The organism is Sphingobium psychrophilum, from assembly GCF_012927105.1.
Classification (GTDB): Bacteria; Pseudomonadota; Alphaproteobacteria; order Sphingomonadales; family Sphingomonadaceae; genus Sphingobium; species Sphingobium psychrophilum.
Genome location: NZ_JABBFV010000014.1, coordinates 21,168 through 40,795 on the forward strand (window position 1 = coordinate 21,168; position 19,628 = coordinate 40,795).

Below are 19,628 nucleotides of genomic sequence, written 5' to 3' on the forward strand. Positions count from 1 at the left end.
GGACGAGGATCATGCGCTTGACGCGCGTCTTCGTTGCAGCGGCGCCAAGGGGTTACGGGGTAAGAAGACGCTATGAAAAAGGTGAAATCGCTCGTTCTCGCCGGGTTGTTGGCCTTTGCGCCAGCGCTTGGGCTGAACGGACATGCGCTGGCGCAGGACAATGCCGTCGCTGCCGCACCGGCTGCGGACAATGCCGCCGCGCCGGCCGAATCGGCCAACGCTGCTGCGCCGGCCACTGAAGCTGCGCCCGCCGCCACGGTGGCTGCGCCGCCGCGGATGAAGCCGACCGAGGGCATCGGCATGCCCAAGCCGGGTGAATATACCCTGCAGGAACAGTTCACCTCGACCGGCCACACCGCGCGCTGGCTGCACGACGTGATGCTGATCCCGCTGATCTTCGCGATCTCCATCTTCGTCCTGATCCTGATGCTCTATGCGATGTGGAAATTCCGCCGCAGCGCCAACCCGATCCCGTCGAAGACCGCGCATAACACGATGATCGAAGTGATCTGGACCGTGCTGCCGGTCGTGATCCTGCTGGTCGTCGCGGTGCCTTCCATCGGCCTGCTCGCCGACCAGTATAAGCCCGCGCCCAAGGATGCCGTCGTCGTCAAGGTGACCGGCTATCAATGGTATTGGGGCTATGAATATCCCGACAACGGCATCGCCGAATTTGTCTCCAACATGCTGCCGGAAGACAAGGCGAAGGCCAATGGCGAGCCCTATCTGCTCGCGCCCGACAATCGTCTGGTCCTGCCCGCCGGCCGCCCGATCAAGCTGATCATCACCGGCGCCGACGTGATCCATTCCTTCGCCGTGCCTTCGCTCTGGGTGAAGATGGACGCCGTTCCGGGCCGCCTGAATGAAAAGAGCTTCACCATCGAGAAGCCGGGCGTCTATTACGGTCAATGTTCGGAACTGTGCGGCGCGCGCCACGGCTTCATGCCGATCGCGATCGAAGCGCTGCCGCCCGCCCAGTTCGACCAGTGGGTGCTCTCGCAGGGAGGCAAGCCTGCGGGCGCTGCCGCCGCCACCGCGCAAGCAGCGGCTCCTGCCGCCGCTCCCGCCGAAAAGCTTTGATGTAAAGGCCGACACGCCATGACCACCATCACCGCAGATCATTACGGCGACCACGCCCACGATCATCACGACGCCGATCACAAGCCAGCCTTTTTCCAGCGCTGGTTCATGTCCACCAACCACAAGGACATCGGCACCCTCTACCTGATCTTCGCGATCGTCGCGGGCATCATCGGTGGCGGTATCTCTGGCCTGATGCGCGCCGAACTCGCGCATCCGGGCATCCAGTATCTACACACATGGGCCATGATGATGGACGGCCCGGCAGCAACCATGGACCAGGCCTATCACCTGTGGAACGTGCTGATCACCGCCCACGGCCTCATCATGGTCTTCTTCATGGTGATGCCGGCGATGATCGGCGGTTTCGGCAACTGGTTCGTTCCGATCATGATCGGCGCGCCGGACATGGCCTTCCCACGGATGAACAATGTCAGCTTCTGGCTGCTCATCCCCGCCTTCGCCCTGCTGCTCGGCTCAACCTTCGTTCCCGGCGGCACTGGCAATGGTGCGGGCACTGGCTGGACGGTCTATGCGCCGCTCTCGACCAGCGGATCTGCGGGTCCGGCCGTCGACATGGCGATCCTTGGCCTGCACCTTGCAGGCGCCAGCTCGATCCTGGGCGCGATCAACTTCATCACCACTATCCTCAACATGCGTGCGCCGGGCATGACCCTGCACAAGATGCCGCTGTTCGTCTGGTCGGTGCTGGTCACCGCCTTCCTGCTGCTGCTGGCCCTCCCGGTCCTGGCCGCCGCGATCACCATGTTGCTGACCGATCGTAACTTCGGCACCACCTTCTACGATGCGGCCGGTGGCGGCGATCCTGAACTCTACCAGCATCTCTTCTGGTTCTTCGGCCACCCCGAAGTCTATATCATGATCTTGCCCGGCTTCGGCATCGTCAGCCAGATCATCTCCACCTTCAGCCGCAAGCCGGTCTTCGGCTATCTCGGCATGGCCTATGCCATGGTCGCGATCGGCGTGGTCGGCTTCGTCGTGTGGGCGCACCACATGTTCACCACTGGCATGTCGGTGAACGTGAAGATGTATTTCACCGCCGCAACGATGGTCATCGCCGTCCCCACGGGCATCAAGATCTTCTCGTGGATCGCGACCATGTGGGGCGGTTCCATGACCTATAAAACGCCGATGATGTGGGCGCTGGGCTTCATCTTCCTCTTCACCGTGGGCGGCGTCACCGGCGTCGTGCTGGCCAATGGCGGCGTCGACGACGTGCTGCACGACACCTATTATGTCGTCGCGCATTTCCACTATGTCCTGTCGCTGGGCGCGGTGTTCGGCCTGTTCGCGGGCTTCTATTACTGGTTCCCGAAAATGTCGGGCAAGATGTACAACGAGTTTCTCGGCCATCTGCACTTCTGGGTGTTCTTCGTCGGCGTGAACCTCCTGTTCTTCCCGATGCACTTCCTGGGCCTGTCGGGCATGCCGCGTCGCTATCCCGACTATCCGGCGGCGTTCGAAAAGTGGAACGAATTGGCCAGCCATGGATATGAGATCATGGCCGTCGGCATGCTGATCTTCTTCGTGAACCTGATCTGGTCGCTCGCGGCCGGCAAGAAGGCGGTCGGCAATCCCTGGGGCGAAGGCGCGACGACGCTGGAATGGACCTTGTCCAGCCCGCCGCCCTATCACCAGTTCGAAACCCTGCCGGTGATCGACGACAATGGCCATCATTGATGGCATGATTGACTGACAAAGCCGGGGCGGACCGTTCGGGTTCGCCCCGGTGGCATTTTGCTCCGTGCGCCGTGATGGATCGCGACGGAGCCGGAACATGACATGACAAGCGTGACTTTCGACGAAGCCCTTCTTCCCGCCCACTGGCGCGATTTCGTCGCGCTGACCAAGCCGCGCGTGATGACGCTGGTCGTGTTCACAGGCCTGTGCGGCCTGCTCGTGGCGCCGGGGCATATCCACCCGATCCTCGCCTTCACCGCGATATTGTGCATCGCCATCGGCGCGGGGGCCGCCGCGGCGCTCAACCAATGGTATGAAGCCGACATCGACGCGAAGATGAAGCGCACCGCCAACCGCCCGCTGCCCGCGGGCCGCATGGACCGGCAATCGGCGCTGCATTTCGGCGTGGGCCTCTCCTTCTTTTCGGTGATCCTGCTGGGCATGGCGACCAACTGGCTCGCCGCTCTGGTGCTGGCCGTCTCGATCCTCTTCTACGTCTTCATTTACACCATCTGGCTAAAGCCCCGGACGGCGCAGAATATCGTCATCGGCGGCGCGGCCGGCGCATTCCCCCCGGTGATCGGCTGGGCCGCGGTGACGGGCGACATCAGCGCGCTGCCGGTCGCCCTGTTCATGCTGATCTTCTTCTGGACGCCGCCCCATTTCTGGGCGCTCGCTCTGTTCGTGAAGACCGATTACGCCGCCGCCGGCATCCCGATGCTCCCCGTCGTATCGGGCGAGGTCGTCACCCGCCGTCAGATCTGGGCCTATACCGCGATCATGGCGGTCGCCGCGATGGCGCCCGTGCTGCTGCAACTGACCGGCCTCGTCTATGGCGTCACCGCGCTGCTGGGCACCGCTCTCTTCGCCTTCTTCGCCTTCCAGGTCTATCGCCGCCGCGAAAGCGATCCAACGCGGATGCAGCCCGAACGGCGCTTGTTCAAATATTCGATCCTGTATCTCTTCCTGCTGTTCGGGGCGGTGGTCGTCGACCGCTGGGTGCTCGCATGACGCCGGACGAGAATGAGAAGGTCCGGGCGCGGCAGAAGTCCCGCGCGCTGGTGATGGGCCTGCTGCTGGGCGCACTCGTGCTGCTCTTCTACGGCATCACCATCGCCAAGATGGGCGGCAACTGATGGCCAGCCTGCCGCCGTCCCCGTTCGATCTAGGTCGCCGCAACCTGCGGACGCTGGTTGCCATGGCGACCGTGGGCCTGGCGATGCTGGGGCTGGGCTTCGCCTCGGTCCCGCTCTACCGCATCTTCTGCGAACAGACCGGCTTTGGCGGCACGACCATGCGCGCTGACCCCAATGTGCAAGTGCGGCAGGCGACCGGCCACACCATGTCGATCCGTTTTGATTCCAACGTCCAGCCCGGCATGCCGTGGCAATTCTATCCCGAACATCGGACCGATACGGTCACGATCGGGCGCAAGGACATGGCGATCTTCATCGCCAAGAACATGTCGGACAAGCCGGTGACCGGCACGGCCAGCTTCAACGTCACGCCGACCCAGGCGGGCGCCTATTTCACCAAGATCCAGTGTTTCTGCTTCACCCAGCAAACGCTACAGCCCGGCCAGGAAGTCCGCATGCCGGTGCTCTATTTTGTCGATCCCAAGATTTTGCAGGACAGCGACAACAAGGACACGCAGCAAATTACCTTGAGCTATACCTTCTACCCTGTTGAGCAGGACAAGAAGCCAAGCTAAGGCAAGCATCAGATAACGCGAACCGCGAACAGGGAAGAGACGATGGCAGGCGCCAAGAACCACGATTATCATATCCTTCCGCCCAGCATCTGGCCGCTCTTCGGCTCCATGTCTTCGCTGGTCATGGCGTTTGGCGCGATCATGTGGATGCATCCCGACGCGCTGCCGGCCGGCGGCGGCTGGGTCTTCCTGCTCGGCATGGCCGGCCTGCTGTTCACCTTCTACAGTTGGTGGGCCAATGTGATCACCGAAGCCCATGCCGGCGACCATACGCCGGTGGTGCAGTTGCATCTGCGTTACGGCATGATCCTGTTCATCGCGTCCGAAGTCATGTTCTTCGTCGGCTGGTTCTGGGCCTTTTTCGACTTCTCGCTCTTCCCCAGCCCGCTCGCGCCGATCGAAGGGCTGTTCCCGTCCAAGGGCGTGGAGGTCATGAATGCGTTCGAACTGCCGCTGCTCAACACGCTGATCCTGCTCTGTTCGGGCACGACGATCACCTGGTCGCACCATGCGCTGATCCACGGTGACCGCGACGGCATGATCAAGGGTCTGTGGTGCACCATCATCCTGGGCGCGGTCTTCTCATGCGTGCAGGCCTATGAATATATGCACGCGCCGTTCGATTTCGGCGGCAATCCCTATAGCTCGGCCTTCTACATGGCGACCGGCTTCCATGGCTTCCACGTTTTGGTCGGCACCATCTTCCTGACCGTCAACCTGGTCCGCGCCTATAAGGGCCACTTCACCCCGCGCCAGCATTTCGGTTTTGAAGCGGCTGCCTGGTACTGGCATTTCGTGGACGTGGTGTGGCTGTTCCTTTTCGTCGCCATTTATGTCTGGGGCGGCTGGGGCGCGCCGATCCACGGCGGCTGAACGACCGTCAGTCACTGACGACAAGACGGCCGGAGCGATGCTCCGGCCGTTTTCTTTTGGCTCTTCGACCGCTATCAAGGACGTGTCATGACCGATCAGCCTCGCCCTGCCCGCATCCCCATCATCCCTACCATTATCGTCGCACTGGCGGTGCTGACGATGATCGGCCTAGGTATCTGGCAGTTCCAGCGCCGCGCGGAAAAGGAACAGGCGTTGGCGCTGGCCGCCGCCAATCCGGGTCTTCCCGCCGTGGCGTTCCCGGCCCTGCCGCCCGTCGCGCCCGACATCCTGTTCCGTCCCTCCTCCGTCCATTGCCTGCGCGTGATCGGCTGGCAGATAGAGGCGGGGCGCGCGGCGGATGGAACGACCGGCTATCGCCACATTGCGCAATGTTCGACCGGGGCGGAGGGGCCTGGCGCGCTGGTGGCGGTCGGCGTGGGGCAGAAGCCCGACGACAAGCCGAACTGGACCGGCGGCCAGATATCAGGGTGGATTTCGGAGGAACCGGACCATCGCGCGCTGCTGTCGCGCATCGGTGGCAAAGTGACGCCCCTGCGGCCGATGCTGATCGCGCGGGAAGCGCCTCCGGGCCTCAAGGCCGCCGCGCCGCCCAGCGCCGCCGACGTGCCTAACAACCATCTGGCTTATGCGGTGCAATGGTTCTTCTTCGCTGGCGTGGCGGTCATCATCTACATATTGGCGCTGCGCCGCCGGAACGGGCCGAAACCCTCCTAAAGGCTTGCTCCGCAGCGCGCGGGTCGTTACCGCGCTTTCCCATTATGCAATATCAAAGCACCAGGGGAAGCGCGCCCGCGCTCGGTTTCGAAGACGTCACGCTGGCGGGACTCGCGTCCGACGGCGGCCTGTATCTGCCGACCAGCTGGCCCGCCTTTTCGACCGATCAGATTCGCGGCCTTGCCGGCCTCTCCTATGTCGAAACCGCCGTCCGGGTGATGGCGCCCTTCGTTGCGGGGTCGCTCAGCGAGGACGAACTGCGCGACCTGTGCGTCGCCGCTTATGGCCGCTTCAGCCATCAGGCCGTGACCCCGCTGGTCCAGCTCGACCATCAGCACTGGCTGCTCGAACTGTTCCACGGCCCCACGCTCGCCTTCAAGGACGTCGCGCTCCAGCTGCTCGGCCAGCTGTTCGAACGCTTCCTCTCGCGCCGCGACGATCACCTGACCATCGTCGGCGCGACGTCGGGCGACACCGGGTCGGCGGCGATCGATGCGGTGGCGGGGCGTGAGAAGATCGACATCTTCATGCTCCATCCCGAAGGCCGCGTGTCGGACGTGCAGCGGCGCCAGATGACGACCGTGCTGGCCCCCAATGTCTACAATATCGCGATCGACGGCAGTTTCGACGATGCGCAGGCGCTGGTGAAGGCGATGTTCAACGATGCGGCGTTCAAGGGCCGCTTCAACCTGTCGGCGGTGAACAGCATCAACTGGGCGCGGCTGATGGCGCAAATCGTCTATTATTTCTACGCCGCCGTGCGCCTGGGCGCGCCGGAACGCGAAGTCGCCTTCTCCGTCCCCACCGGCAATTTCGGGGACGTGTTCGCCGGCTATGTCGCGGCCAAGATGGGCCTGCCGGTCGCCAAGCTGATCGTCGCGACCAACGTCAACGACATCCTGCACCGCGCCCTGTCCGATGGCGATTACAGCCAGGGCCAGGTCGTGCCGACCGCCACCCCCAGCATGGACATCCAGGTCAGCTCCAATTTCGAGCGGCTGCTGTTCGACGCGGGCGGCCGCGACGGTCTGGCGCTGGCCGACCAGATGCGCGGCTTCGAAACCAGCAAGGCTATGCGCCTGACCAACGCCCAGCGCGAGGGCGCGGCGCATCTGTTCAGCTCCGCGCGCGTCGATGCCGACGGCATGACGACCGCGATGCGCTGGGCCTATGACGGCGCTGGCCAGATCCTCGACCCGCATAGCGCGATCGGGCTGGCGGCGGCGCGCGAAGCCAGCATCGATCCGTCCATCCCGGTGGTCACGCTGGCGACCGCCCATCCGGCCAAGTTCCGTGATGCGGTCGAGCGCGCCACCGGCACCCGCCCCCCGCTCCCGGCGCGCATGGGCGACCTGTTCGCCCGCGAGGAAAGCTATGTGAAGCTGCCCGGCACGTTCGAAGCGGTCACCGCCTACATCGCCGAACGCGCGACGCCGCGCGGGTAAGCCAAGTGGAACTGAAAACCCTGATCGGCGAACCCTGGTCCGATTACGGCCTGCTCGATTCGGGTGACGGGCGGAAGCTGGAACGCTATGGCCGTTTTCGCTTCATCCGCCCGGAACCGCAGGCGATGTGGAAGCCCGCGACGACCGACTGGAAAGCCGACGGCGAATTTATCCCCGGATCGGACGAGGATGGCGGCGGTCGCTGGTATTATGAAAAGCCGGTCCCGGCGGAGGGCTGGCCGCTGCACTGGCGCGAAGTCACCTTCCGGTCGAGTTGCACGCCCTTCCGCCATCTCGGCTTCTTCCCCGACATGGCGCCGATCTGGGACGATCTGCGCGCCACCTATGCCGACAAGCCGGACGCTGAGGTCATGAACCTGTTCGGCTATACCGGCGTCGGCACGCTGGCGCTGTCGGCGGGCGGCGCGCGCATGGTCCATGTCGATGCGTCGAAGAAATCGGTGGCGCAGGCCCGCGCCAATGCCGACCTGTCGGGCATGGCGGACAAGCCCATTCGCTGGATCGTGGAAGACGCCGCCAAATTCGTCGCCCGCGAAGTGCGCCGCAACCGCCGCTATGACGGCATATTGCTCGACCCGCCCAAATATGGCCGCGGTCCCGATGGCGAAGTCTGGCGGCTGGAGGAAGACCTGCCCGCCCTCATCGCCAATTGCCGCGCGCTGCTTGACGCGGACAGCCGGTTCCTGTTCCTGACCGTCTATGCCGTGCGCATGTCGGCGCTGGCGATCGGCGAATTGCTGCGCCAGGCGTTCGCCGACCTGCCGGGCACCGTCGAGGCGGGCGAACTGGCGGTGCGGGAAGAAGCACGCGGCATTGCCCTGCCTACGGCAATCTGGGCACGCTGGAAGCGGTAGGCAGTTTTAGGGCGGCCGGATGAGGACCGTCGCTGTTCCCCGGCGCAGGCCGGGGTCCAGTCCCACGCTCTGAACTGGACCCCGGCCTACGCCGGGGAACGTCTATCCCAGCGTGACGTAGATCTCAGCCTCGATCACCCAATCGCCGCCTATCTCACGCCATTTGGCGCTATAACTGCCGGACGCTTGGCGAACGCCATCCACGACACCCTGCCAGACGCCATGCTCCATCGCGATCGGCTCCACCGGCGACGCGACGATCCTTTCGGGCGTCCGGGTATAGATCATGCGCGCCTTGGCAGCGAACTCGCGCTTCCACGCCATTATTTGCGCCTTGCGCCCGGCAATGACGGCACTGTCAGTGCCCGTGACCATCACGACATCCATCGCCAGCAGCGGCCCGATGGCGGCTAAATCCGCGTCGGCGAGCGCGCGGTTGAACGCGGCGCGGCGCAGACGAATGGCAAGGTCGGCGGTGGCGGTCATCTCCAGAAAAAACTTTCGATCCGTTCGTTTCGAGCGCAGTCGAGAAACGCTCGCGCTGTGCTATCCGCTTCTCGACTGCGCTCGAAGCGAACGGGGTTTGCTCACCCGCACCGCGCGGACGTAATCGCCATCGCCGCGTCATAGCTGACCGTCAGCCGATCAGGCCGAAAATCCATCGTCATCGCCATGCCCGGCCCGCCCCAGCGCAATGTCTTCGCGCCCGACGCCTTGAGCAAGGCCGCGCCTACCTCGGCGCTCGCCTTCTGCCCGACGAAACTTTCCAGGCCGTCATTGCGGCATGGTCCTTCGGCGCTGGCGGGCGGGGTGCCTTGTCCCGGCCCGTTCGCCCCGGCGCAGGCGGCCAGGGACAGAGCCATCAGGCTCGCAATCACCATCCGCCCAGCCCGCTCCATCGCCGCTCTCCTATTCCGTGCGCGTCATCTTCAACCGGCCATTTTTGACCGCAAAGGCCATGCGCCCTTCGACCAGATCAACGGCATCGCGGCCAAATTGTTCATAACGCCAGCCCTCCAATATGGAGAGGCCGTCGCGCACGCCCGCGGCCAGCGCGTCGATATCGTCCGTCCGCGCGATCAGCCGCGACGCGACATTGATGTCGCGCGACCGGATTTTGAGCAGCAGCTTGAGCAGGTCGGCGACCAGTGCCCCATCCTTGCCCAGCCCCGGTCGCTTGGGATCGCGCTCGGGCATCTCGTCCTTGTCGAGCGGCTGGTGCTTGGCCAGCGCGCCCATCAGCCGCGCGCCGATGTCATTGCTGCGCCAGGCCGCGCTCAACCCGCGCACCTTGGCCAGATCCTCCTGCGTGCGCGGCGGGTGGCTGGCGATGTCGGCCAGCGTCTCGTCCTTCACGATCCGCCCGCGCGGCAGGTTCTTGTCCTGCGCCTCGATCTCGCGCCAGGCGGCCAGTGCCTTGAGCCGCCCCAGCACATCCGCCTTCTTGCTGGCGATTCGCACACGCTGCCACGCCTGCTGCGGGTCGTTTTCATAATGGGACGGGTCGCTGATCCGCTCCATTTCCTGGTCCAGCCAGTCACCGCGCCCGGTCTTGCGCAACTCCTCCAGCATCTTGGGGAATATCTGGATCAGATAGGTGACGTCGCCGATCGCATAGTCGATCTGCCGCTTGTCCAGCGGCCGGCGCGCCCAATCGGTAAAGCGCGCGCCCTTGTCCAGCACCACGCCCATCCACGCATCGACCAGATTGCCGTACCCGATCTGCTCGCCAAGCCCCAGCGCCATCGCCGCGATCTGTGTGTCGAACATCGGGTGCGGCGTCTTGCCGGTCAGATTGTGGACGATCTCGATATCCTGCCCGCCGGCATGGAAGACCTTCAGCACATCCTCATTCTCGCACATCAGGTCGAGCAGGGGCTTCAGGTCGATGCCCGGCGCCTTGGGATCGATCGCGGCGGCCTCATGGGGGTCGGCGACCTGCACCAGGCACAGTTCGGGCCAATAGCTGTTTTCCCGCATGAACTCGGTATCGACGGCGATATAGGGCGATTTGGCGATGCGGGCGCAGAAATCGGAAAGCGTCTTGCTGTCGGTAATCAGCGGATGAATTTGCATATGGTCTTCGATCTTATTATGGGCTGGCCCGCGTCCGGCGGACTGGTCAATGTTTGACAGGACTGGCCATAGCGGGACTGCAACAGTTTGTCATATCCGTAAACACGACTGAAAGACGCAAACGCCATGCACGCCTATCGCACCCACACCTGCGGCGCCCTGACCACAGCCGATGTCGGCAATGATGTGCGGGTGTCCGGCTGGGTGCATCGCAAGCGCGATCATGGCGGCGTGTTGTTCGTCGATCTGCGCGATCATTATGGCATTACCCAGATCGTGGCGAAGGCGGACAGCGATCCGCTGCGCACGCTGGAATCGCTCCGTCTCGAATCCGTGGTGACGATCGAGGGCAAGGTGGTCGCCCGCGCCGCCGAAGCCATCAACCCGCGCATGGCGACCGGCGAGATCGAAATCGTGGCCGAAAGCGTGACGGTCCTCTCGACCGCCGCCGAATTGCCGCTGCCGGTCGCGGGCGAGCAGGAATATCCCGAAGACATCCGCCTGCGCTATCGCTTCCTCGACCTGCGCCGCGAAACGCTGCACGCCAACATCGTCAAGCGCACCAGGATCATCTCCGACATGCGCCGCCGCATGGAAGGGATCGGCTTCACCGAATATTCCACGCCGATCCTGACCGCGTCCAGCCCGGAAGGCGCGCGCGACTTCCTGGTGCCCAGCCGCATCCATGCCGGCAAATTCTACGCCCTGCCGCAGGCGCCGCAGCAATATAAGCAGTTGCTGATGGTCGCGGGCTTCGACCGCTATTTCCAGATCGCCCCCTGCTTCCGCGACGAAGACCCGCGCGCCGATCGCCTGCCGGGCGAATTCTATCAGCTTGACCTCGAAATGAGCTTCGTCACCCAGGAAGACGTCTGGAACACGATGGAGCCGGTGATCGCTCAAGTGTTCGAACAATTCGCCGACGGCAAGCCGGTGACCCCGTCGGGCAGCTTCCCGCGCATCCCGCACGCCGAAGCGCTGCTCAAGTACGGCAGCGACAAGCCCGACCTGCGCAATCCGATCCTCATCACCGACGTCACCGACCATTTCGTGGGGTCGGGCTTCGGCATCTTCGCGAGCCTGGTGGACAGCGGCAGCGTGATCCGCGCCATCCCCGCGCCGGGCGCGGGCGCTGGCAGCCGCAAATTCTTCGACGAAATGAACAATTGGGCGCGCGGCGAAGGCTATTCGGGCCTGGGCTATATCAACATCAAGGATGGCGTCCCCGGCGGCCCGATCGCCAAGAACCATGGCGAGGAAGCGACCGCCAGGCTGATCGCAGCGCTCGGCCTTGGCCCCAATGACGGCGTGTTCTTCGCCGCGGGCAAGGAATCGCAGGCGGCCAAGCTGGCGGGCCTGGCCCGCACCCGCGTCGGCGAAACGCTGGACCTGATCGACAAGGATCGCTTCGACCTGTGCTGGATCGTGGACTTCCCCTTCTACGAATATGACGAAGACACCAAGTCGGTCGACTTCGCGCACAACCCCTTCTCGATGCCGCAGGGTGGCCTCGACGCGCTCAACAATCAAGACCCGCTGACGATCAACGCTTACCAGTATGACATGGTCTGCAACGGCTTCGAGATCGCGTCGGGATCGATCCGCAACCAGTCGCCCGAACTGATGGTCAAGGCGTTCGAACTGGTGGGCCTCAGCCAACAGGATGTGGAAGACCGCTTCGGCGGCCTCTACCGCGCCTTCCAGTACGGCGCGCCGCCCCATGGCGGCATGGCCGCTGGCGTCGACCGCATCGTGATGCTGCTGTGCGGCGCGCAGAATCTGCGCGAAATCACGCTGTTTCCGATGAACCAGCGCGCCGAAGACCTGCTGATGGGCGCCCCCAGCGCCGCCGAATTCAAGCAACTGCGCGAACTCCATGTCCGCGTCGTGGAGCCGCAGGCGAAGGGGTGATCCTCCACCAGCGTCGGAAGACATTGTTCGCGCACAGGCACAGAGGACGCCGAGATTTTTCTCTGTCCTCTCTGCGCCTCTGCGCGAATCCTCTTTTCCGTCTTCCTGTCGCCACCATCATGCGGCCAAATTTGACTTTTCCCGCTCCAAAGCGTTGCCTGCCATAGCAACAGCATAGGAAGCGCCCCCATGACCATCGACCTTGCCGATTACGAACAGGGCGGGAAATATAAGGGCGATTACGACGCCGACTTGGCTGCCCTCCAGCAGCGTCTCGCCAAAATCCAGGTCGCGCATATCCTGCACGGCAAGCGCAGCGTCATCCTGCTGGAGGGCTGGGACGCCGCGGGCAAGGGCGGCATTATCAAGCGGATGACCGCCGACTGGGACCCGCGCTATTATCAGGTCCATCCGATTTCCGCGCCGACGGACGAAGAACGCGACCATCATTTTCTCTGGCGTTTCTGGACGCGCCTGCCCGCCAGCCACAATATCGGCCTGTTCGACCGCAGTTGGTACGGCCGCGTGCTGGTCGAACGGGTCGAGGGCTTTTGCAGCAAGGCCGACTGGAGGCGCGGCTATGATGAAATCAACGCCTTCGAAAAGCAGCTGGCGCAGAACGGCACCAATTTCGTCAAATTGTTCGTCCACATCACGCAGGAAACCCAGGACGAGCAGCTCGCCCAGCGGCTCGATACGCCCTGGAAGCGGTGGAAGACCGGCGCGGACGATTATCGCAATCGCGCGAAGCGGGCGGACTATCTCGACGCCATGCATGCGATGTTCAAGAAAACCGACAGCAAGCACGCGCCCTGGCAGGTGATCGACAATAATCACCGCAAGGCCGGCCGGATCGCGGCGCTGACCTATGTCGCGGACCGGCTGGAAAAGCTGGTGCCGATGGATTTCCCCGATGCAGACCCCGCGGTGATCAAGCTGGCACAGGATGCGTTCGGCTATAAATCTAAATAAAAACAATAACTTGTAACAAAATTGTCATGAAATTCTAACCGCGCATTTACCATTCGCGGTCTAAGCCGCTGTCCATGTTCGCAGCGCCCATCGCCATGCCCGACCCGTCCCTCGTCCCCGATCTGCCCCTGGCTGACCGGACGGCGGTCGTGCGCCTGGGCCAGCCGCTCAGCGAAGCGGTCGACTGGTTCCAGCGCGATTCGGGGCTGCGGCTGCTGCCGGTGCTTGATGCGCGCGACCGGCCGGTGGGGGCGATTTACGAGCGCGACATGCGCCGCATCCTGTTCAACCCCTTCGGCCATGCCCTGCTGCGCAATCCCAGTTTCGGCGGGCGGCTGGACGATCATGTCCGTCCCTGCGCCAGCGTCGATCGCACCGCCAGCGTCGAGATACTGGTCGACCTGTTCGCCGCCCAGGGGGCGGGCTGCGACGGGCTGATCGTCACCGACGGCGGCGTCTATAGCGGCGTGCTCGATGGCGGGCTACTGCTACGGCTGGCGGCCGATCGCGACGCGCGGGTGGCGCTGGCGCGAAGCGCACGGGTCGAACAGATCACCCAGGAAAGCGCAGCCTTCCGCCAGGATATCGCGACGATGATCGCCGACATGGCGGCGATGGCCGAGCGGCTGTCGGCGCTGGCGGGGCAGGCGGCGGAGCGGGCCGCGGGCGACGGGGCCGATTCTGCGGCGATGGCCGTCGCTGCGGCGCAGACGGCCGAGCGGCTGGCCGACCTGGCGTCGGGCGGCGCGGACCTCAGCCAGTTGTTCCGGGCGATGGAGGCTGAGGCGCAGGCGGCGGGCGCGGCGATATCGGAGGCGGCGGCGCGCAGCCGATCCGGGGTCGAGCGCAGCGCCGCGCTCCGGGTCGAGGCGGATGGCATCGGCGAAGTCATTGCCCTCATTGACAGCATCGCCCGCTCCACCGCCATGCTGGCGCTCAACGCGGGCATAGAGGCGGCGCGCGCCGGGGAAGCGGGGCAGGGCTTTGCCGTGGTCGCGCGCGAAGTCAAATCGCTCGCCCAGCAGACCCGCGACGCGGCGGCCGGCATCGCCGGGCGGATCGACCATATCCGCGCCGCCATCGGCGAAGTGGCGGCCGGCCACGCCCATATGGACGCCACCATGGCCCGCGCCGACCGGCTGTCGGCGGCGGTGTTCGAAGCCGTGGCACGGCAAAGCCTCTTCAGCCGGACGATAGCCGACAGCGTAGCGGAGGCGGGATCGTCCAGCGCCCACATCCGCACCGGCGCGCGCCAGATCAGCGACAACGCCCAGGCCAGCGTGCTGGCGGCGCGGGGGATGCGCGATGTCGCCGATCGACTGGCGGATGAAGCGCATCGGCTGGAGCAGCGCGCGGGCGGCTTTATCGCGGCCATCCGCGCCGCCTGAATAATCCTACTGGCGTCCGCGCCAAATGGCGCTAGGCTGGCTTTCCAAAGGTGCCGCATTGTCAAAATGCGGCCACAAAAAAGGAGAGGACGCCATGCTCGTGATGTTCGTCGGCACCGATCGCACCCAGACCGCGATCAACCCCGCGCAGGTCACCTTCGTCTCCCAGGTCAGCGACGGCACACGCATCCGCTTCAGCGAGGGCCGCAGCGTCACTGTGACTGAGCCGATCGGGGCCGTGCTGGACAGCCTCAACCAGGCGCTACGCCCGCACGAATAGGGCGTAAAGACTTTAACGTCCGTTCGTTTCGAGCGAAGCCTGTCCTGAACTTCGTCGAAGGGTCGAGAAACGCCAGGCACAGCTTTCTCCACCCGCCCGAACCGAACGGCAGGCTCATTCCGCCAGCTTCTTTGCCAGCGCCGCCTCCGCCCGCTGCGCATAGACGCGGCAGGCGTTCGGATCGACGAACGGGTTGGGCGTGCGCGCCTTGCGCAGTCGCGCCAGTCTGGCTGCCTGGTCGTCGGCCGGATGGGACGGGATCAGCATGTCGCACCGCATCGCCTTCACCCGTGCAAAGCTGGTGCGGAAGGCGTCCACGAAGGGCGCATGCGCCGGATCGACAAAGCGCCAGCCATCGGCCGCGACCGGATTGAGGCTGGCGCCGAAGACGATCGTCCGGCAGGCCTTGCCCTCGCAACTTTTCCAGTTCCAACTCATGCTGCCCAGCGTATGACCGGGCGTGGCATGGGCGGTGACGATGGTGTCCCCCAGCCGGATCGCCGCGCCATCGCGCGCCACGCGCAGCTTGCCGACGGCGGGGAAACGCTCCAGCCACGCCGCCTGCGGGTCGTCGGGGTCGCCGCCGCCCGTTCGCAGCACCGCCGCCCCCGCCGCGCTGGCGATCACGGTCGCGCCGCTGTCCCGCGCCAGTGCGGCGATGCCGCCTGCATGGTCGAAATGCGGTTCGGTGGACAGGATCAGCTTCACGTCGCGGATCGAAAAGCCGAGCGCCGCGATATGCGCCTCGACATCGCGCACCGCCTGCGGCACCGCGCCGTCGATCAGGATCAGTCCCGCGCTGGTGCGGATCAGCGCGACGTTCAGCCCGCCAAAGCCAACCAGATAGCTATTCCCATAGAGCCGCACCGGCCCCTGTGGCGCGAGCCAGCGCTTGGAGGATTCAGGCGCGATCGGCCGCGTTAGCGGATCATCCTCACCCGCCGCCCAGGCCGGACCGCCCAGGCATATCCCAGCCACACTGATACCGATGGCCGTCCATGTCCGCATGATATCGTCTCCCTTTGTCATCGACGCCGCAGATTGTTGGGGAAAGTGCCGGACGACAAAACATAATTTCTCGACGGAGCCATGAGCCAGGCTTATGGCTATAGCCATGGACCGCGCCCAATTGCCCCTGAACGCCTTGCGCGCCTTCGAAGCGTCGGCGCGCCATCTGAACTTCACAAAGGCGGCACAAGAACTCTGCGTCAGCCAGGGTGCGGTCAGCCAGCAGGTAGCGTTGCTGGAGGCGCGGCTGGGCGCGCCGCTCTTCCGTCGCCTGCCCCGCGGCCTGATGCTGACGGACGAAGGCCGCGCGCTGCTGCCGGTGATGGGCGACGCGCTCGACCGGATCGGCGCAATAATGGGCCGGATCGAGGGCGGCTATGCCCGCGAGGTGCTGAACCTGGGCGTGGTCGGCACCTTCGCAGGCGGCTGGCTGCTCGATCGGCTGGCGGATTTCGCGCGCGCCTGCCCCCATATCGACCTGTTCGAAGCGGACCTGCGCGCCGGTCGGCTGGTCCAGCCCTTCGCCGCCTGCGTCGATCTGGGCGGCTATTGGCTCACCCGCCTGATGACGCGCCCCGACAGTCCGGCGATGGCGGATTTCCGGCACTGGCTTATCGCCGCCGCCAGCCTTGATTGAACCGACCATATGCCGTTCCCCGGCGAAGGCCGGGGTCCAGTCTCACGCTTGAACTGGACCCCGGCCTTCGCCGGGGAACAGATCTTCAGTCGTGCTTCACAGTCATGAATAGGTCGATTACTTCCGTCAATGCGCCAAATTCACGACATCGCCACAACTGTTCAACTCGCTGTCTCAATCTGCAACCCAGTCCACGCGGAGCCGCGGAGATTTTGGGGCGGCCTCCGGCTGACCATAGCGATGCAGCGGCCCTCAAAAATCTCTGCGTCCTCTGCGCGAACCAAAATCACACCGGATAAGCGATCGCCATCACCTCATATTCCTTTTCGCCCGCGAGGAGCAGTACCCGGCGCAGGTCGCCCACCGCCGCCCCGCGCAGCGCGCGCGATATGGGCGATCCCCAGCCGATCCGGCCCGCGTCCACATCCGTCTCGTCATTGCCGACGATCGTCACGGTGCGATGATTGTCGTCCTCGTCGGCGATGGTGACGGTCGCGCCGAAATAGACCCGGTTCTTGTCGGGTTGCTGGCGCGCATCCACGACCTTGGCGTCCTTCATCTTCTTCGACAGGCGCTTGAGCTGGAAATCGATCTCGCGCATCCGCTTGCGGCCATAAAGATAGTCGCCATTCTCGCTGCGATCGCCATTGCCCGCGGCCCAACTGACCACCTCCACGATGCGCGGCCGTTCGGTGCCCAGCAGATGGTCATATTCGGCCCGCAACTTCGCGAAGCCTTCGGGCGAGATATAGTTGGGATAGGGGACGGTCATGCCGCCCCGTAGCGCAATTTCATCCCGGCGTCTGCTTGCCCAGATAGCGGCTCAGCACCGCGCTGGTGCCGCGGAACTTCGCCCGCTCCGGGTTCATCGCCTCATAGACCACGGCATTTTCCAGCACCCGCTGCACATAGTTGCGTGTCTCGAAAATCGGGATCTGCTCGATCCAGCGCAGCATGTCAGCGCCGGGCACCCGCGGGTCGCCGTTGGCGCGCAGCCATTTGTTCACATTGCCCGGACCGGCATTATAGGCCGCCACCGCCAGCGGATAGCTGCCGCCATAATAGTCCAGCATCCGCTGGAAATAGCCCGACCCCAGCATGATATTGTAGCTGGGATCGTTGAGCGAGGCGGGGGCGTAGCCCATGCCCATCTTGCCCGCCTGCTCGCGCGCGGTGCCGGGCATCAACTGCATCAGTCCGCGTGCGCCGGCATGGCTGACGATCTGCTTGTCGAACTGGCTTTCCTGCCGGGCGATGGCGTGGATCATGGTCCAGCTATATTGGGCTTCGGATGGCACCGGCACGCGCGGGAAAGCGCTGGTGCCATAGCCGGTCAGGCCACTCGACACGGCGCGGCGGCCGACCATCACGCCCATGTCGGGGCGGCCGATCCGCTGCGCCAGTTCGGCTGCAAGGAAATGATCGGTGTCGCTGTCGGCATTATTGGCGATGGCGCGGGCGAATTTGCTCTGCTCCTCCCAATAGCCCATCTGCCCCAGCGCCTGGACCGCGCGCACGACCGACCGATTGTCGAAGGCCGCGCGCTCGGCCGCCGAAATCGGCACCGGCCGCTCGACCGTGGCGGGGGCGGGGATGGGCCGACCCAGCCGCTCCAGCGCCAACTGCCCGTAAAACTGGTCGGGGAAGACGCCCGCTTGGGCAAAATAGCTGTTGGCGGTGGCCGCGTCGCCGGACTGCAACGCGGCGCGCCCGGCCCAATAATAGCCCTTGGACTTGGTCTGGGGCGATTTGGCCGCATCGGCATAGCGGCGGAACATCGTTACCGCGTCGGTCGGGCGATTGAGGTTGTAGAAGGCCGTGCTGCCCGCCAGCCAGGCCAGGCTGGTATAATCGTCGCGCACGCCGATCGCCTGCGCGCTGATGTCGGTGCCCGGCGGGACGGCGTCGTCGATCTTGCTGGCGATGCCGTAGGCGAAGCTCCACTGGCTGTCATTGGCCGCGCCGCGCGCCTGGTCCAGCAGGACTTCGTAGAATTTCTCGGCGTTGCTCGGGCGGTAGGCGACGGCGCTTCTGTTCGCCAGATATTGCCGCGCCGCGACCCAATTGCCGCTGTCGCGCAGCCACACCGCTTTGTCGGCGACGAAGCCCGCATCGCTCCCGCCCATGGCCTCGGCCGCCTGCATCAGCATCGCAGCGTCGGGTGCCTTGCGCCGGAACGCGATCCGCGCCTGGAACACCGGCCGTCGCGCCGGGCTGGCATAGGCGATCATCCGCGCCGCGCCATTGCTGTCATTGGCCCACAGCAGCGCGTCGGCGCGCTGGTCGTGATCGGCCGGCGTCAGGGTGGAGCCGAACAGCGACAGCAACCGCGCCTCGTCGGTGACGCTCAGCGATCCGCCGATCCAGGCGTTGCGGGCGGCGATTCGCGCTTCGTCCATCCGGCCGAGCTGCATCAGCGCCACGGCGTTACGGGCATGGCCAGTCGCTGTGCGCGCCGGGAAGCGCGCGAAGAAGCCTGCCACTTGGTTCGGATCGAAGCTGTCGGGGTTGATCCCCGTCTCCGCCAGCCGCCGCATCCGGTCCTCGCCCGGCCAGCCGGGATTGGCGACCATGAAGCTGGCATAGGTGGAAAAGCCCAGGCCATCGCTCGATTGCAAGGCGCGCCACTGGCTGATCGTGCTGGCGATGCTGCCGTCCTGCGCCACGCCGATCCGGCCCTGCGCCTGTTGCCAGGGGCTGGGTCCGCTGCTTTGCGCGGGCAGCGGCTGAACCACCGGCCCCTGAGAGGGATATTCGGGCGGTACGCGCTGAACCGTTTCGGTCTGCGCGCCGGCGCCGGCGGTCATGAGCAACAGGGCGATAAGGGGCATACGGATCAGGTAACTTTCGACATGGGTGGTGGCGCGCATGCTGGACATAATCGCAATTGCATCCTTATCAGGCCCTGAATGACGCGCTATAGCGCGCCGCTTGAC

Annotated in this window: 20 protein-coding genes; 14 read left to right on the plus strand and 6 right to left on the minus strand. The window is 64.9% G+C overall.

All coding sequences use genetic code 11. The annotated features are described in order from the left end of the window. Nucleotides 1–72: 72 nt before the first annotated feature. The 9 genes from coxB to HHL08_RS17205 all read left to right on the plus strand — a co-directional run bounded on the left by coxB (nucleotide 73) and on the right by HHL08_RS17205 (nucleotide 8,420). Entirely contained in the window at nucleotides 73–1,080 is a 1,008-nt protein-coding gene (gene coxB, locus HHL08_RS17170; RefSeq protein ID WP_169574292.1) for a cytochrome c oxidase subunit II, read from the plus strand. A gap of 18 nt (nucleotides 1,081–1,098) precedes the next feature. After that, nucleotides 1,099–2,781, plus strand: a complete 1,683-nt coding sequence (ctaD, locus tag HHL08_RS17175; protein ID WP_169574293.1) for a cytochrome c oxidase subunit I — start codon at nucleotides 1,099–1,101, stop codon at nucleotides 2,779–2,781. A gap of 102 nt (nucleotides 2,782–2,883) precedes the next feature. Continuing rightward, entirely contained in the window at nucleotides 2,884–3,792 is a 909-nt protein-coding gene (locus tag HHL08_RS17180; protein WP_169574294.1) for a heme o synthase, read from the plus strand. Further along, nucleotides 3,789–3,917, plus strand: a complete 129-nt coding sequence (locus HHL08_RS25975) for a hypothetical protein (protein ID WP_268932726.1) — start codon at nucleotides 3,789–3,791, stop codon at nucleotides 3,915–3,917. The genes HHL08_RS17180 and HHL08_RS25975 overlap by 4 nt, the downstream gene beginning before the upstream one ends. After that, nucleotides 3,917–4,492: a cytochrome c oxidase assembly protein gene (locus tag HHL08_RS17185; protein ID WP_169574295.1), complete on the plus strand. Its 576-nt coding sequence runs from the start codon at nucleotides 3,917–3,919 to the stop codon at nucleotides 4,490–4,492. The genes HHL08_RS25975 and HHL08_RS17185 overlap by 1 nt, the downstream gene beginning before the upstream one ends. A 42-nt stretch (nucleotides 4,493–4,534) precedes the next feature. Next, entirely contained in the window at nucleotides 4,535–5,365 is an 831-nt protein-coding gene (locus tag HHL08_RS17190; protein WP_169574296.1) for a cytochrome c oxidase subunit 3, read from the plus strand. Between the two features lie 87 nt (nucleotides 5,366–5,452). Continuing rightward, on the plus strand, nucleotides 5,453–6,100 hold the full coding sequence (locus tag HHL08_RS17195; RefSeq protein WP_169574297.1) for an SURF1 family protein: 648 nt from the start codon (nucleotides 5,453–5,455) through the stop codon (nucleotides 6,098–6,100). Nucleotides 6,101–6,144: 44 nt separating this feature from the next. Further along, entirely contained in the window at nucleotides 6,145–7,545 is a 1,401-nt protein-coding gene (gene thrC, locus HHL08_RS17200) for a threonine synthase (protein ID WP_169574298.1), read from the plus strand. Between the two features lie 5 nt (nucleotides 7,546–7,550). Further along, on the plus strand, nucleotides 7,551–8,420 hold the full coding sequence (locus HHL08_RS17205; RefSeq protein WP_169574299.1) for a class I SAM-dependent methyltransferase: 870 nt from the start codon (nucleotides 7,551–7,553) through the stop codon (nucleotides 8,418–8,420). Between the two features lie 102 nt (nucleotides 8,421–8,522). Here HHL08_RS17205 and HHL08_RS17210 read toward each other — a convergent pair whose 3' ends face one another. From HHL08_RS17210 to rnd, 3 genes are all read right to left on the minus strand, one after another. Then, complete coding sequence (locus HHL08_RS17210; protein ID WP_169574300.1) at nucleotides 8,523–8,906, minus strand: DUF4440 domain-containing protein; 384 nt, start codon at nucleotides 8,904–8,906, stop codon at nucleotides 8,523–8,525. Nucleotides 8,907–9,007: 101 nt separating this feature from the next. Further along, nucleotides 9,008–9,319: an I78 family peptidase inhibitor gene (locus tag HHL08_RS17215; RefSeq protein ID WP_235955104.1), complete on the minus strand. Its 312-nt coding sequence runs from the start codon at nucleotides 9,317–9,319 to the stop codon at nucleotides 9,008–9,010. Nucleotides 9,320–9,329: 10 nt separating this feature from the next. Next, nucleotides 9,330–10,496 carry a ribonuclease D gene (gene rnd, locus HHL08_RS17220; RefSeq protein ID WP_169574301.1) on the minus strand — a complete coding sequence of 389 codons (1,167 nt, stop codon included), beginning with the start codon at nucleotides 10,494–10,496 and terminating at the stop codon, nucleotides 9,330–9,332. A gap of 126 nt (nucleotides 10,497–10,622) precedes the next feature. Between rnd and aspS the strand changes: the two genes are divergently transcribed. The 4 genes from aspS to HHL08_RS17240 all read left to right on the plus strand — a co-directional run bounded on the left by aspS (nucleotide 10,623) and on the right by HHL08_RS17240 (nucleotide 15,047). Next, a complete protein-coding gene (gene aspS, locus HHL08_RS17225) occupies nucleotides 10,623–12,407 on the plus strand; it encodes an aspartate--tRNA ligase (RefSeq protein ID WP_169574302.1) in 1,785 nt (594 codons plus the stop codon). Between the two features lie 189 nt (nucleotides 12,408–12,596). Then, nucleotides 12,597–13,379: a polyphosphate kinase 2 family protein gene (locus tag HHL08_RS17230; protein ID WP_169574303.1), complete on the plus strand. Its 783-nt coding sequence runs from the start codon at nucleotides 12,597–12,599 to the stop codon at nucleotides 13,377–13,379. Between the two features lie 74 nt (nucleotides 13,380–13,453). Then, nucleotides 13,454–14,767, plus strand: coding sequence for a methyl-accepting chemotaxis protein (locus HHL08_RS17235; RefSeq protein ID WP_169574304.1), 1,314 nt, complete (start codon nucleotides 13,454–13,456; stop codon nucleotides 14,765–14,767). A gap of 94 nt (nucleotides 14,768–14,861) precedes the next feature. Then, nucleotides 14,862–15,047, plus strand: coding sequence for a hypothetical protein (locus tag HHL08_RS17240; RefSeq protein WP_088184162.1), 186 nt, complete (start codon nucleotides 14,862–14,864; stop codon nucleotides 15,045–15,047). A gap of 114 nt (nucleotides 15,048–15,161) precedes the next feature. Here HHL08_RS17240 and bla read toward each other — a convergent pair whose 3' ends face one another. Continuing rightward, entirely contained in the window at nucleotides 15,162–16,055 is an 894-nt protein-coding gene (gene bla / locus HHL08_RS17245) for a subclass B3 metallo-beta-lactamase (RefSeq protein WP_169574305.1), read from the minus strand. 106 nt (nucleotides 16,056–16,161) lie between these two features. Here bla and HHL08_RS17250 point away from each other — a divergent pair, with 106 nt between their 5' ends. Next, a complete protein-coding gene (locus HHL08_RS17250; RefSeq protein WP_169574370.1) occupies nucleotides 16,162–16,692 on the plus strand; it encodes a LysR family transcriptional regulator in 531 nt (176 codons plus the stop codon). 286 nt (nucleotides 16,693–16,978) lie between these two features. Here HHL08_RS17250 and HHL08_RS17255 read toward each other — a convergent pair whose 3' ends face one another. Together HHL08_RS17255 and HHL08_RS17260 are read right to left on the minus strand one after the other, a co-directional pair. Further along, on the minus strand, nucleotides 16,979–17,464 hold the full coding sequence (locus HHL08_RS17255; protein ID WP_169574306.1) for a GreA/GreB family elongation factor: 486 nt from the start codon (nucleotides 17,462–17,464) through the stop codon (nucleotides 16,979–16,981). 19 nt (nucleotides 17,465–17,483) lie between these two features. Further along, a complete protein-coding gene (locus HHL08_RS17260; protein WP_408021789.1) occupies nucleotides 17,484–19,523 on the minus strand; it encodes a lytic transglycosylase domain-containing protein in 2,040 nt (679 codons plus the stop codon). Nucleotides 19,524–19,628 lie beyond the last annotated feature (105 nt).

What these genes read in the sequence shown, in the direction of transcription:
- coxB (WP_169574292.1), top strand. Translation starts at nt 73, where the DNA reads ATGAAAAAGGTGAAATCGCTCGTTCTCGCCGGGTTGTTGGCCTTTGCG.
- ctaD (WP_169574293.1), top strand. Translation starts at nt 1,099, where the DNA reads ATGACCACCATCACCGCAGATCATTACGGCGACCACGCCCACGATCAT.
- HHL08_RS17180 (WP_169574294.1), top strand. Translation starts at nt 2,884, where the DNA reads ATGACAAGCGTGACTTTCGACGAAGCCCTTCTTCCCGCCCACTGGCGC.
- HHL08_RS25975 (WP_268932726.1), top strand. Translation starts at nt 3,789, where the DNA reads ATGACGCCGGACGAGAATGAGAAGGTCCGGGCGCGGCAGAAGTCCCGC.
- HHL08_RS17185 (WP_169574295.1), top strand. Translation starts at nt 3,917, where the DNA reads ATGGCCAGCCTGCCGCCGTCCCCGTTCGATCTAGGTCGCCGCAACCTG.
- HHL08_RS17190 (WP_169574296.1), top strand. Translation starts at nt 4,535, where the DNA reads ATGGCAGGCGCCAAGAACCACGATTATCATATCCTTCCGCCCAGCATC.
- HHL08_RS17195 (WP_169574297.1), top strand. Translation starts at nt 5,453, where the DNA reads ATGACCGATCAGCCTCGCCCTGCCCGCATCCCCATCATCCCTACCATT.
- thrC (WP_169574298.1), top strand. Translation starts at nt 6,145, where the DNA reads ATGCAATATCAAAGCACCAGGGGAAGCGCGCCCGCGCTCGGTTTCGAA.
- HHL08_RS17210 (WP_169574300.1), bottom strand. Translation starts at nt 8,906, where the DNA reads ATGACCGCCACCGCCGACCTTGCCATTCGTCTGCGCCGCGCCGCGTTC.
- HHL08_RS17215 (WP_235955104.1), bottom strand. Translation starts at nt 9,319, where the DNA reads ATGGAGCGGGCTGGGCGGATGGTGATTGCGAGCCTGATGGCTCTGTCC.
- rnd (WP_169574301.1), bottom strand. Translation starts at nt 10,496, where the DNA reads ATGCAAATTCATCCGCTGATTACCGACAGCAAGACGCTTTCCGATTTC.
- aspS (WP_169574302.1), top strand. Translation starts at nt 10,623, where the DNA reads ATGCACGCCTATCGCACCCACACCTGCGGCGCCCTGACCACAGCCGAT.
- HHL08_RS17230 (WP_169574303.1), top strand. Translation starts at nt 12,597, where the DNA reads ATGACCATCGACCTTGCCGATTACGAACAGGGCGGGAAATATAAGGGC.
- HHL08_RS17235 (WP_169574304.1), top strand. Translation starts at nt 13,454, where the DNA reads ATGTTCGCAGCGCCCATCGCCATGCCCGACCCGTCCCTCGTCCCCGAT.
- HHL08_RS17240 (WP_088184162.1), top strand. Translation starts at nt 14,862, where the DNA reads ATGCTCGTGATGTTCGTCGGCACCGATCGCACCCAGACCGCGATCAAC.
- bla (WP_169574305.1), bottom strand. Translation starts at nt 16,055, where the DNA reads ATGCGGACATGGACGGCCATCGGTATCAGTGTGGCTGGGATATGCCTG.
- HHL08_RS17250 (WP_169574370.1), top strand. Translation starts at nt 16,162, where the DNA reads ATGGACCGCGCCCAATTGCCCCTGAACGCCTTGCGCGCCTTCGAAGCG.
- HHL08_RS17255 (WP_169574306.1), bottom strand. Translation starts at nt 17,464, where the DNA reads ATGACCGTCCCCTATCCCAACTATATCTCGCCCGAAGGCTTCGCGAAG.
- HHL08_RS17260 (WP_408021789.1), bottom strand. Translation starts at nt 19,523, where the DNA reads ATGCCCCTTATCGCCCTGTTGCTCATGACCGCCGGCGCCGGCGCGCAG.